Origin of the sequence: Streptomyces nojiriensis (genome assembly GCF_017639205.1) — a bacterium.
Classification (GTDB): domain Bacteria; phylum Actinomycetota; class Actinomycetes; order Streptomycetales; family Streptomycetaceae; genus Streptomyces; species Streptomyces nojiriensis.
The window spans coordinates 2,363,031-2,375,260 of record NZ_CP071139.1; the positions used below are offsets into that span (position 1 = coordinate 2,363,031).

The window sequence follows — 12,230 nt, forward strand, 5'->3', positions numbered from 1 at the left end:
GGAGGTAACGGGGAGGCGGTACGGACTGCCGACCGGTCAGGCGAGGTCGCGGCGGGCCGCGATCTTCGAGGAGAGACCGAAGATCTCGATGAAGCCCTGGGCCTTGGACTGGTCGAAGGTGTCGCCCGAGTCGTAGGTCGCGAGGTTGAAGTCGTACAGCGACTCGTCCGACTTCCGGCCGGTGACGACGGCGCGGCCGCCGTGCAGGGTCATCCGGATGTCACCGGTGACGTGCTGGTTGGCCTCGTTGATGAAGCCGTCCAGGGCGCGCTTGAGCGGGGAGAACCACAGGCCGTCGTAGACCATCTCGCCCCAGCGCTGCTCGACCTGCCGCTTGTAGCGGGCCAGCTCGCGCTCGACGGTGACGTTCTCCAGCTCTTGGTGGGCCGTGATCAGCGCGATCGCACCCGGGGCCTCGTACACCTCACGGGACTTGATGCCCACGAGGCGGTCCTCGACGATGTCGATCCGGCCGATGCCCTGGGCTCCGGCGCGGTCGTTGAGCTGCTGGATGGCCTGCAGCACGGTGACGGGCTTGCCGTCGATGGCGACCGGGACGCCCTCCTTGAAGGAGATGACGACCTCGTCGGCCTCGCGCGGCAGGGCCGGGTTCGAGGTGTACTCGTAGATGTCCTCGATCGGCGCGTTCCAGATGTCCTCCAGGAAGCCCGTCTCGACGGCGCGTCCGAAGACGTTCTGGTCGATGGAGTACGGGGACTTCTTGGTGGTCGCGATCGGGAGCTGCTTCTCCTCGCAGAAGGCGATCGCCTTGTCCCGGGTCATCGCGTAGTCACGGACCGGGGCGATGCACTTGAGGTCCGGGGCGAGGGCGACGATGCCCGCCTCGAAGCGGACCTGGTCGTTGCCCTTGCCGGTGCAGCCGTGGGCGACGGTCGTGGCGCCGTGCTTCTTGGCGGCGGCGACCAGGTGCTTGACGATGGCCGGCCGGGAGAGCGCCGAGACCAGCGGGTACCGGTCCATGTAGAGGGCGTTCGCCTTGATCGCCGGGAGGCAGTACTCATTGGCGAACTCGTCGGAGGCGTCGGCGACCTCGGCCTCGACCGCACCGCAGTCGAGCGCGCGCTTGCGGATGACGTCCAGGTCCTCGCCACCCTGGCCGACGTCCACGGCAACGGCGATGACCTCGGCGCCCGTCTCCTCGGCGATCCAGCCGATGGCGACGGAGGTGTCCAGGCCGCCCGAGTAGGCGAGTACGACGCGCTCGGTCACGGGTTTCTCCTTACGGTGCATTCAACGACAGGCATAACTATGCACTACTCCGTATGTTTCGTCAATCGAGCCTCGCCGAGCCACCTGACCAGCGGAAATATCGGAGGCGCAACGGCCATCCGATTGCCTACGCTCGCCGGTGAGGACAACAGAGGGGAGGCCGCATGAGCGCCAGGCGGGAACGGGCCGTACGGGCGGGGCACGCGAGCGCGGAGCGGCTGATGGACGGCGGGCATCCCGGTCACACGCCGGTGCCGCTCCCCGAGGGCGTGGCCGACACGTGGATCGCCTTCGACCAGGCAGTACGCGATATCCGTCGCTACCGGCCCGAGACCTCGTACATCGGCGACGACGTGGTGGCGCTGTGCCATCCCGACGGCTACGTCCGCCAAGGTGCGCTCCGGGCGCCGGATCCGGTGCTCGAACTCGTCGCCATCCGCTGCACCGACTGGGTTCCGGCCGTACGGGAACAGGCCCGGCTCGTACTGCGCGCGGTGCTGGACGCCGACCCCGCGGGCACGGTGCGCCGGCTGACCCCGCTCCTGCTGCGGCTGGGCCGCCGCGAGCACGGCGCCTGGGCCGCCGCACTGCTCCCAGCGGCACTGAGCGGCGAGTCGCTGCGGGCCGAACTGCGCGAGAGCACGGACCTGCCGACCCGGCGGTTCGCCGCGCGGCTCTCGCTGGAGAGCGGGGAGTTCGGCGTACGGGAGCTCGCCCGACTGGCCGCCGTGGAACTGGATCCGCCGACCGCCCGGATGTGGGCGGACGCCGCGCTCGCCGCGCTGGCCACCGACGGGCCGGACGACCGGGCCGTCGACCTCCTGCTCGGCGCCCACGTCCCGATGGTCCGCGCCTGCGGGGTCACCGCCCTGCGCGGCGCCGGGCGGGCCGCCGAGGCCGGGGGGTACCTGACCGACCGCTCCGGGCTGGTCCGGGCCTGCGCCCGCTGGCTGGTCCGCCAGGACGGCGGCGACTCGTACGCCCGCTACCGCGAGCTGATCACGGACCCGGCCCGGGTGACTCCGTACGCGGTGAGCGGCTTCGCCGAGTGCGCCCGCCGCGAGGACGGGCCGCTGCTCCGTGCCCTGCTCGGGCACCCCGGCGGCCCCGTGCGGGCCGCCGCCGTCGCCGGGCTGCGCCTGCTGGACGCGGACGACGAGCGGCTGCTGCGCTCGCTGCTCGACGACCCCTCGCCGGCGGTGGCCCGCGAGGTCTCCCGCGGCCTGCGCGCCACCGCGGGGCCGCTGCCCGCCGACTGGCTGACGGCGCGGGTCGCCCCCGAGCGTCCGACGCACACCCGCCGGGCCGCCTTCCACCTGCTGCGGGCCCAGGGCGGCATCGCCTCGCTGCGGGCCGCCGTCACCCTGCTGGACGTGCGGGATCCGGGTCTGCGCGAGCTGGCCGAGAGCACCGCACGGGATTGGAACTGGCAGGGCTCCCTCCAGGCGGGCTGGGCGGATCCTGCCGAGCTGGGCGCTCTGCTGGAGCGGTCCGCGCACCTCTTCGACATCCACCAACTGGCCCCGCTCTTCGACCGGCTGGCGCTCACGGAAGCAGCCCGGCCCGACCGCGCTGCCGGACCGACCCGATAATGGGCACATGGGAAAGCTCTACGAACGAATAGACGGCCGGCTCCGCAAGTTCATCGAGGAGCAGCCGGTCTTCTTCACCGCGACCGCCCCGCTCACGGGTGACGGCCACGTCAACCTCTCCCCCAAGGGCCGCGCCGGCACCCTCGTCGTCATCGACGAGCAGACCCTGGCCTACCTGGACTTCGGGGGCAGCGGCGCCGAGACCATCGCCCACGTCCGGGAGAACGGCCGGATCACCCTGATGTGGTGCGCGTTCTCCGGGCCGCCCAACATCGTGCGCATCCACGGCGAGGGCGAGGCCGTCTTCCGTGACGATCCCCGCTGGGGCGAACTGATCGCCCTGTTCGGCGAGGCCGACGGGCCGGCGGCGCGGGCGGTCATCCTGGTCCACGCCCGCCGGATCGCCGATGTCTGCGGGTACGCCGTCCCCCTGATGGAGTACCAGGGCGAGCGGACCCTGCACGCGGAGTACTTCGGCCGCAAGACGGACGAGGAGTTCGCCGCGTACTGCGAGAAGAAGGAGTTCATCGGATCGAGCGTCGACGGCCTGCCTGCGCTGCCGCTGCCCCTTCCGCCCCGTACCGTCTGACATGTGCTGCGTACCGCTGTAGTCACGGTCTCACTGGTCGTCACGACCCTGCTCCCGCAGGGCCCCGTGCCCCTGCCCGACCGTCTCGCCGACACCGGCGGCGGCAGTCAGCTGATCACCGCCGTCGCGCCCACGCCCGGATCGACCACCGGCCGGGTGATCTGGTGGGAGCGGTGGGCGGGGCGCTGGCACCGGTCCGGGAGCGCACCCGCCCGCTTCGGCGTGAACGGCCTCACCGAGGGTGCGACCCGGACCCAGGGCACGAACACCACCCCCACGGGCCTCTTCGAACTCCCCTACGCCTTCGGGATCCGGCGGGCACCGGTCGGCACGGACCACGTCTACCGGCGGGTGAGCCGCGACTCCTGGTGGTGCCAGGACAACGCCTCCGCCCACTACAACCGCTGGGTCGAGCCGCTGCCCGCGGACTGCGCGCCGGGCGAGGCCGAGCACCTGGTGACGTACGAGAAGCAGTACGCGCACGCGCTGGTGATCGCCTTCAACTACGACCGGCCCGTACGCGGCCGGGGCGCCGGGATCTTCCTGCACGTCAACGGCAAGGGCGCGACGGCCGGTTGCGTGTCCGTGCCGGAGCGGGCCATGCGGGCGATCCTGCGCTGGGCGGACCCGCGCCGTCGTCCGCACATCGCGATCGGCACGGAGTCCGGCGACCTGGCCGTGACCCGGTACTGAACCGGGCCCGGCCTCATCGGGAGGAGACGGGCTGGGCCGTCTCTTTCGGATCTTGTCGGCCGAGCCCGCGGCGTCCGGTGCCGGGCGTCGCGGGCCCGGCAAGATCCGGAAGAGACGGCCTAGCCCTCCTTCTGCGCCAGGCGCAGCAGGTGGTCGGCCAGGGCCTGGCCGCCCGCCGGGTCCCGGCTGATCAGCATCAGGGTGTCGTCGCCCGCGATCGTGCCGAGGATCGCGCGGAGTTCGGCCTGGTCGATCGCCGAGGCGAGGAACTGCGCCGCACCCGGCGGGGTGCGCAGGACCACGAGGTTCGCGGAGGCCTCCGCCGAGATCAGCAGCTCCCCGGAGAGGCGCCGCATGCGCTCCTCCTTCGCGGACTCGCCGAGCGGGGCCTGCGGGGTGCGGAAGCCGCCCTCGCTGGGGACCGCGTAGATCAGCTCGCCGCCGGTGTTGCGGATCTTCACCGCGCCCAGCTCGTCGAGGTCGCGCGAGAGCGTCGCCTGGGTGACGCTCAGCCCGTCGTCGGCGAGCAGCTTGGCCAGCTGGCTCTGGGAGCGGACCGGCTGCCGGTTGAGGATGTCCACGATCCGGCGGTGACGCGCGGTGCGGGTCTGCGGGACGGCCTGGCCGCCTTGCTCGTTGTCCTGCGCCTGACTCATCGTCGTCTCATTCTCCGGATCCGTCCCCGTAGGCTGCGTCGAGGATGCCGGGCAGGGCCCGGACGAACGCGTCCGCCTCGGCCTCCGTGAGTACGTACGGGGGCATGAGCCGTACGACGTCGGGGGCGGGCGCGTTGACCAGGAAGCCGGCATCCTGAGCCGCCTGCTGCACCCGGGCGGCGAGCGGCTCGGTCAGCACGATACCCAGCAGCAGACCCGCGCCCCGGACGTGGGACACCAGGGCGTGGCCCGGGGCCTCGATCCCGGAGCGCAGCTGCTCGCCGCGCGCCTTGACCTGGTCGAGCAGCCCGCCCGTGGCGATCGTGTCGATCACCGCGAGGCCGGCGGCGCAGGCGACCGGGTTCCCGCCGAAGGTGGTGCCGTGCTGGCCCGGCTGGAGCAGGTCGGCGACGGGGCCGAAGGCGGCCACCGCACCGATGGGCAGACCGCCGCCCAGCCCCTTGGCGAGGGTGACGATGTCGGGCTCGACGTCCTCGTGGGCCTGGTGCTCGAACCACTGGCCGCACCGGCCGATGCCGGTCTGGACCTCGTCGAGGACGAGCAGGGTACCGGTGGCGCGGGTGATTTCGCGGGCGGCCGTCAGGTATCCGGCGGGAGGTACGACGACGCCGTTCTCGCCCTGGATGGGCTCGATGACGACGAGCGCGGTCTCCTCGGTGACGGCGGCCCGCAGGGCCTCCGCGTCACCGAACGGGACGTGCGTGACATCGCCGGGCAGCGGCCGGAAGGGCTCCTGCTTCTTCGGCTGGCCGGTGAGCGCGAGGGCGCCCATGGTCCGGCCGTGGAAGCCGCCGTCGGTGGCGACCATGTGGGTCCGCCCGGTCAGCCGGCCGATCTTGAAGGCGGCCTCGATGGACTCGGCGCCCGAGTTGCAGAAGAAGACCTTGCCGGGGCGGCCGAAGAGCTGGAGCAGCCGCTCGCCGAGCGCGACGACCGGCTCGGAGATGAAGAGGTTGGAGACGTGGCCGAGCGTGGAGATCTGCTCGGTCACGGCCGCCACGATCGCCGGGTGGGCGTGCCCGAGGGCGTTGACCGCGATGCCGCCGACGAAGTCGGTGTACTGCTTCCCGTCGGCGTCCCAGACCTGGGCGCCCTCGCCGCGTACGAGCGCGACCGCAGGGGTGCCGTAGTTGTTGGCCAGCGCGCCCTGCCAGCGAGCGCCGTACTCCTGGTTGCCGGTGCCCTTCGTCATTCCGTTCCCCCTGACTGGTGGTCGGGCACGACCATCGTGCCGATGCCGGAGTCCGTGAAGATCTCCAGCAGGATCGAGTGCTGGACCCGTCCGTCGAGCACGCGGGCGGTGTTCACGCCGTTGCGCACGGCGTGCAGGCAGCCCTCCATCTTGGGCACCATGCCGCTGGACAGCTCGGGCAGCAGCTTCTCCAGCTCGCTGACGGTGAGCTTGCTGATGACCTCGTCGCTGTGCGGCCAGTCCGCGTACAGGCCCTCGACGTCGGTGAGGACCATCAGCGTCTCGGCGCCGAGCGCGGCGGCGAGCGCCGCGGCCGCCGTGTCGGCGTTGACGTTGTACACGTGGTGGTCGTCGGCGCTGCCCGCGATGGAGGAGATGACCGGGATCCGGCCGTCCGCCAGCAGGGCCTCGATGGCGCCGGTGTCGATGGAGGTGATCTCCCCGACCCGGCCGATGTCGATGGCCTCGCCGTCGATCTGCGGGCTGTGCTTGGTCGCGATGATGGTGCGGGCGTCCTCGCCGGTCATGCCGACGGCCAGCGGCCCGTGCTGGTTGAGCAGTCCGACCAGCTCGCGCTGGACATGGCCCGCCAGGACCATCCGTACGACGTCCATGGCTTCCGGGGTCGTGACGCGCAGCCCCGCCTTGAACTCGCTGACCAGGCCCTGCTTGTCGAGCTGGGCGTTGATCTGGGGGCCGCCGCCGTGCACGACGACCGGCTTCAGGCCGGCCTGCCGCAGGAAGACCACGTCCTGGGCGAAGGCGGCCTTGAGCTCCTCGTCGATCATGGCGTTGCCGCCGAACTTGATGACGACGACCTTGCCGTTGTGGCGGGTCAGCCACGGCAGGGCCTCGATGAGGATCTGCGCCTTGGGCAGGGCGGTGTGCTTGCGGGCGGTGCCGCCGGAGGTGCCGGGCTGGCCGGCCTTCTCGTCGCTCATGAGGAGTAGGCGCTGTTCTCGTGGACGTACTCGGCGGTCAGGTCGTTGCCCCAGATCACGGCGGATTCGCTGCCGTTCGACAGGTCGGCGGTGATACGGACCTCGCGGCCCTTCATGGAGACCAGGTCGCGGTCGTCGCCGACCGATCCGTTGCGGCAGACCCAGACGTCGTTGATGGCGACGTTGAGGCGGTCCGGGTCGAAGGCGGCCTGGGTGGTGCCGATCGCGGAGAGCACCCGGCCCCAGTTCGGGTCCTCGCCGTGGATGGCGCACTTGAGCAGGTTGTTCCGGGCGATGGACCGGCCGACCTCGACCGCGTCGTCCTCGGTGAGCGCACCGATGACCTCGATGCGGATGTCCTTGCTGGCGCCCTCGGCGTCGCCGATGAGCTGGCGGGCCAGGTCGTCGCAGACCTTGCGCACGGCCTCTGCGAACTCCTCGTAGGCCGGTACCTGGCCGGAGGCGCCGGAGGCGAGCAGCAGCACCGTGTCGTTGGTGGACATGCAGCCGTCGGAGTCGACCCGGTCGAAAGTGGTGCGGGTGGCGGCGCGCAGCGCCTTGTCGAGGGTGGCGCTGTCCAGGTCGGCGTCGGTGGTGATGACGACGAGCATGGTGGCCAGGCCCGGGGCGAGCATGCCCGCGCCCTTGGCCATGCCGCCGACGGTCCAGCCGCCCTGCGAGACGGTGGCCGTCTTGTGCACGGTGTCGGTGGTCTTGATGGCGATGGCGGCGGCCTCGCCGCCGTCCGCGGACAGGGCCGCGGCCGCCGTCTCGATGCCGGGGAGCAGCTTGTCCATGGGGAGCAGGACGCCGATCAGGCCGGTGGAGGCGACCGCGATCTCGCCGGCGTTGAAGTCCCCGCCGAGCACCTGCGCGACCTTCTCCGCGGTGGCGTGGGTGTCCTGGAAGCCCTTGGGGCCGGTGCAGGCGTTGGCGCCGCCGGAGTTCAGGACGACCGCGCTGACGGCGGCGCCCCGCAGGACCTGCTCGGACCAGTGCACGGGCGCGGCCTTGACGCGGTTGGAGGTGAACACGCCCGCGGCGGCCAGACTCGGCCCGTTGTTGACCACGAGGGCCAGGTCGGGGTTGCCGTTGGCCTTGATCCCGGCGGCGATGCCGGCTGCCGTGAATCCCTGTGCTGCCGTGACGCTCACGGTGCGACTCCGATCGTGGAAAGCCCGAGCTGCTCGGGGAGCCCGAGGGCGATGTTCATGCTCTGCACCGCGCCGCCGGCGGTGCCCTTGGTCAGGTTGTCGATGGCGCTGACGGCGATGATCCGGCGGGCGGACTCGTCGTAGGCGACCTGGACGTGGACGGCGTTGGAACCGTGGACGGATTTGGTGGACGGCATCCGGCCCTCGGGCAGCAGGTGGACGAAGGGCTCGTCGGCGTAGGCCTTCTCGTACGCGGCGCGCAGCGATTCGGCGGTGGTGCCGGGGAGCGCCTTGGCCGAGCACGTGGCGAGGATGCCGCGCGCCATGGGCACGAGGGTCGGCGTGAAGGAGACCGAGACGCGCTCCCCCGCGAGCGGGCTGAGGTTCTGCACCATCTCGGGCGTGTGGCGGTGTCCGCCGCCCACGCCGTACGGGGTCACCGAGCCCATCACCTCGGCGCCGAGGAGGTGCGGCTTGAGGGCCTTGCCCGCGCCGGAGGTTCCGGTGGCGGCGACGATCACGGCCTCCGGCTCGGCGAAGTTCCCCTGGTAGGCGGGGAAGAGCGCGAGGGAGACGGCGGTGGGGAAGCAGCCGGGGACCGCGATGCGCCTGGTCCCGGTCAGTGCCTCGCGGGCGCCGGGCAGTTCGGGAAGCCCGTAGGGCCAGGTTCCGGCGTGCGGGGCGCCGTAGAAGGCGTCCCAGTCGGCGGAGTCCTTGAGCCGGTGGTCGGCGCCCATGTCGACGACGAGGACGTCCTCGCCGAGCTGGGCGGCGACGGCGGCGGACTGGCCGTGCGGCAGGGCGAGGAATACGACGTCGTGGCCGGCGAGGACCTCGGAGGTGGTCGCCTCCAGGGTGCGTCCCGCGAGCGGCACGAGGTGCGGTTGCAGCGAGCCGAGGAGCTGTCCGGCGTTGGAGTTGCCGGTGAGGGCGCCGATCTCCACCTCGGGGTGCGAGAGCAGGAGGCGCAGGACTTCTCCGCCCGCGTACCCGCTCGCTCCGGCCACCGCTACACGTACCACCATCGGACCCTCCTCATCGATGGCATGACTATACGTACTTACGCACGTTTATGCAATGCTCTTGATCGCGGCGGGGAGGGGCGCGCCGAAGGACCGGGCGCTCGCGGCACCCTCAGGAAGATATGTAGCAGGAAAGGGTGCGCTCCGACGCCGTTTCCGCCGGTTGCGGCGGCCTCGGCTACGCCGGGGCCTGGAGGCAGAGGTGCCAGTCGCCGGACCAGCCCGTGAGGGTCATCGTGGACAGCGGGCGGACGTCCACGTTCCAGTAGGTCAGCGGGGGCGCCTTCAGCGCGTACACCAGGGCCGCCCGGACCACCGAGGGCTCCGCCACCGCCACGATCGCGCCGCCGTCGTCGGCCGGCCGGGTGTCGAGCCAGCCGCCGATGCGGGAGATGAAGGCGAGCAGGGACTCGCCCCCGTGCGGGGCGGACCGCGGATCACTGAGCCACAGCTCCACCGCCCCGGGTTCGTGGGCGGCCACCTCGGCCAGGGTCAGCCCCCGCCAGCGGCCCATGTCGCACTCGCGCAGCGCGGGCTGGGCGAGGGGCGCGTATCCGAGGGCCTCGCCCGTGGCACGGCTGCGCGGGGTCGGCGAGCAGTAGCGCAGTTCGGCCGCGCCCAGGGGTACGAGGCCCTGCGCGGCGGACTCCACCGACCGCCAGCCGGGTCCGTCCAGCGGGCGGTCGTCGTCGAAGCGCTCGGTTAGCAGGGAGGAACTGCGGGCTGCGGCGACGAGCGAAACCCGAACATGCATGCGGTGATGGTGATCCGCATACCGCGGCGGGTCAAGCGTTCGGACCGAGGCCGTCCGCGAGGCCGGTACGCAGCCGCTGGACCGCCTCGACCAGTTCGCCGGGGCCCGCGACCCCGGCGAAGCTCAGCCGGACGTGCGGGCCCGGCGGCTCCGCGCAGAAGTACGGGCGGCCCGGAGCCACCGCCACCCCGGCGCGCAGGGCGGCCGCCGCGAAGGCAGCGTCGTCGCCGTACCCGGTCGGCCGGACCCACAACTGGTATCCGCCGTAGGGCAGGTGCGGCAGCTCCAGGGAGGGCAGCTCCCGGCGCAGGGCACCCGCGAGCACATCCCGCCGGTGGCGCAGCTCGGCGGCCACGGTCCGCAGGTGGCGCGGCCAGGCGGGCGCGCCGACCAGCTCCAGGGCGGCCTCCTGGAGCGGCCGGGACACGAAGAAGGAGTCCACGATCTGGATCGCGCGCAGCCGGTCGACCACCGGGCCGCGGGCGGCCACCGCGCCGACCCGCAGGCTGGGCGAGGTGACCTTGGTCAGCGACCGGACGTGCACCACGACCCCGTCCGTGTCCTCGGCGGCCAGGGTCGCGGGCAGCGGACCCGCGCCCTCGTGGGCCAGGGACCGGGCGTAGTCGTCCTCGACCACGAAGGCCCCGGCGGCCCGCGCGATGCGCAGCACCTCGGCCCGCCGCCCCGGAGCCAGCACCGCTCCGGTCGGGTTCTGGAACAGGGGCTGGCATACGAACACCCGTGCGCCGGTCGCTTCGAAGGCGGCGGCCAGCAGCTCCGGACGGACCCCCTCGGCGTCCACCGGGACGGGCACGGGCCGGCATCCGGAGGCCCGGGCGATCGCCAGCAGCCCGGGGTAGGTCGGGGACTCCACCAGGATCGGCGCCCCGGGCGGGGCGAGCGCCCGCAGGGCGGTGGCCAGCGCGCTCTGCCCGCCCGCGGTGACCAGTACGTCGGCGGCGACGACCGCGCCGCCGATCTCCCGGGCGAACCAGTCGCGCAGCTCGGGCAGCCCTTCCAGGGGTGGCCGCCCCCAGGCGCCGGGCCGCCGCCCGGCCCGGGCCAGCGCGGCCGCCATGGCCCGCTCGGGCTGGAGGGAGCGGTGCAGGTAGCCGCTGTTGAGCTCGATCACCCCGGACGGCGGCACGGCCAGGCAGCCCAGCACTCCGGTGGCGTCGACGGACCGCGGGACGATCTCCCCGGCGCCCTCCGCGCTGAGGGCGACCTCCTGCCAGGAAGTGTCCCCGGGCGCGGGGGCCGCCGTACGCGGTGCGGCGCGGAAGACCCCCGCGCCGGGCCGGGTGACGACCAGGCCCTCGGCGGCGAGCTGCGCGAGAGCCCGGGAGACGGTGACCGGGCTGACCCGGTAGCGCTCAACCAAGACGCGGCTCGACGGGAGCTTTCCACCTATCGAGTAGCGGTTGAGTTCGGCCCGCAGGGATTCGGCCAGCTCTGCCACACTGCTACGCTCGTACATGACAGCACAGAATAGCGCTACTCTCCCGACCACGATAGCGGTCACGAACCCGGTGCGCCGGGGTACCGCCCTCGCCCTGCTCGGCGTCGTCGCCTTCTCGCTGACCTTCCCCGCGACCGCCTGGGGACTGGAGAGCTTCGGCCCGTGGTCGCTGGTCGCGCTGCGCAGCGTCCTCGCCGCCGCCATCGCCGGGGCCTTCCTGCTGGCCCGGCGGGTCCGACTGCCCGCCCGCGAGCACTGGGCGGGGCTCGCCGTCGTCGCCGCCGGGGTGGTCGTCGGCTTCCCGATGCTCACCACCCTCGCGCTGACGACCTCCACCACCTCGCACGCCGCCGTGGTGGTCGGCCTCCTGCCGCTCACCACCGCCGCGCTGTCCGCGCTGCGCACCGGAGCCCGCCCCTCGCGCGCCTTCTGGGCCGCGGCCCTCGCCGGGGCCGCGGTCGTGATCGCCTTCACGCTCACGCAGAGCGGCGGCGCCCTCTCGGCGGGCGACGCGTACCTGTTCGGCGCACTGCTGGTGTGCGCCGCCGGGTACACCGAGGGCGGCCGCCTCGCCCGGCTGCTGCCCGGCTGGCAGGTGATCGGCTGGGCGCTGGTCCTGTGCCTGCCGCTCAGCCTGGCCGGCTCCGCGGCCGGGCTCGCGTACGAGCCGGTGCACCTCGGCTTCCACGGGCTCGCCGGGCTGGTCTGGGCGGCCGCCGGCTCCACCTTCCTCGGCCTGTACGTCTGGTACCGCGGCATGGCCGAGATCGGCGCGCCGCGGGCCAGCCAGCTGCAACTCGCCCAGCCGCTGCTGACCCTCGTCTGGTCGGTGGCCCTGCTGGGCGAGCACCTCTCCCCCGCCGCGCCGGCCGCCGCCTGCGCGGTCCTGGTCTGCATCGCGGTGACCCAACGGGTCAAATAGCCGCA

12 protein-coding genes are annotated in these 12,230 nt (G+C 72.9%); 4 read left to right on the top strand and 8 right to left on the bottom strand.

Features of this window, described 5'->3' with window-relative positions; all coding sequences use genetic code 11:
- Positions 1 to 36 precede the first annotated feature (36 nt).
- Positions 37 to 1,230 carry an argininosuccinate synthase gene (locus tag JYK04_RS11075; RefSeq protein ID WP_030009472.1) on the bottom strand — a complete coding sequence of 398 codons (1,194 nt, stop codon included), beginning with the start codon at positions 1,228 to 1,230 and terminating at the stop codon, positions 37 to 39.
- A gap of 164 nt (positions 1,231 to 1,394) precedes the next feature.
- On the opposite strand from JYK04_RS11075, the gene JYK04_RS11080 reads away from it, so the two are divergent.
- The 3 genes from JYK04_RS11080 to JYK04_RS11090 are packed head-to-tail and all read left to right on the top strand — an operon-like array spanning position 1,395 to position 4,104.
- Entirely contained in the window at positions 1,395 to 2,822 is a 1,428-nt protein-coding gene (locus JYK04_RS11080; protein WP_189740091.1) for a HEAT repeat domain-containing protein, read from the top strand.
- A 7-nt stretch (positions 2,823 to 2,829) separates the two neighbouring features.
- Complete coding sequence (locus JYK04_RS11085; RefSeq protein ID WP_189740088.1) at positions 2,830 to 3,411, top strand: pyridoxamine 5'-phosphate oxidase family protein; 582 nt, start codon at positions 2,830 to 2,832, stop codon at positions 3,409 to 3,411.
- A 6-nt stretch (positions 3,412 to 3,417) separates the two neighbouring features.
- Positions 3,418 to 4,104, top strand: a complete 687-nt coding sequence (locus tag JYK04_RS11090) for a L,D-transpeptidase family protein (RefSeq protein ID WP_189740516.1) — start codon at positions 3,418 to 3,420, stop codon at positions 4,102 to 4,104.
- A 119-nt stretch (positions 4,105 to 4,223) separates the two neighbouring features.
- Here JYK04_RS11090 and JYK04_RS11095 read toward each other — a convergent pair whose 3' ends face one another.
- The 7 genes from JYK04_RS11095 to JYK04_RS11125 form a co-directional block, all read right to left on the bottom strand.
- Positions 4,224 to 4,760: an arginine repressor gene (locus JYK04_RS11095; protein WP_030765547.1), complete on the bottom strand. Its 537-nt coding sequence runs from the start codon at positions 4,758 to 4,760 to the stop codon at positions 4,224 to 4,226.
- A gap of 7 nt (positions 4,761 to 4,767) precedes the next feature.
- Entirely contained in the window at positions 4,768 to 5,973 is a 1,206-nt protein-coding gene (locus tag JYK04_RS11100; protein WP_189740085.1) for an acetylornithine transaminase, read from the bottom strand.
- Positions 5,970 to 6,914: an acetylglutamate kinase gene (argB, locus tag JYK04_RS11105; RefSeq protein ID WP_037712717.1), complete on the bottom strand. Its 945-nt coding sequence runs from the start codon at positions 6,912 to 6,914 to the stop codon at positions 5,970 to 5,972. Before argB ends, JYK04_RS11100 begins: the two co-directional genes overlap by 4 nt.
- The gene (gene argJ, locus JYK04_RS11110) at positions 6,911 to 8,068 is read right to left on the bottom strand and encodes a bifunctional glutamate N-acetyltransferase/amino-acid acetyltransferase ArgJ (protein WP_189740082.1); all 1,158 of its coding nucleotides are present in this window, start codon (positions 8,066 to 8,068) and stop codon (positions 6,911 to 6,913) included. Before argJ ends, argB begins: the two co-directional genes overlap by 4 nt.
- Complete coding sequence (gene argC / locus JYK04_RS11115) at positions 8,065 to 9,093, bottom strand: N-acetyl-gamma-glutamyl-phosphate reductase (protein WP_189740080.1); 1,029 nt, start codon at positions 9,091 to 9,093, stop codon at positions 8,065 to 8,067. Before argC ends, argJ begins: the two co-directional genes overlap by 4 nt.
- Before the next feature lie 175 nt (positions 9,094 to 9,268).
- Positions 9,269 to 9,844 (bottom strand): histidine phosphatase family protein, encoded by a 576-nt coding sequence (locus JYK04_RS11120; RefSeq protein ID WP_189740077.1) that lies wholly within the window; start codon positions 9,842 to 9,844, stop codon positions 9,269 to 9,271.
- 31 nt (positions 9,845 to 9,875) lie between these two features.
- Positions 9,876 to 11,321, bottom strand: coding sequence for an aminotransferase-like domain-containing protein (locus JYK04_RS11125; protein ID WP_189740075.1), 1,446 nt, complete (start codon positions 11,319 to 11,321; stop codon positions 9,876 to 9,878).
- Between JYK04_RS11125 and JYK04_RS11130 the strand changes: the two genes are divergently transcribed.
- Positions 11,320 to 12,225: a DMT family transporter gene (locus JYK04_RS11130; RefSeq protein ID WP_189740073.1), complete on the top strand. Its 906-nt coding sequence runs from the start codon at positions 11,320 to 11,322 to the stop codon at positions 12,223 to 12,225. The two genes, JYK04_RS11125 and JYK04_RS11130, sit on opposite strands and share 2 nt — an antisense overlap.
- Positions 12,226 to 12,230: the final 5 nt, after the last annotated feature.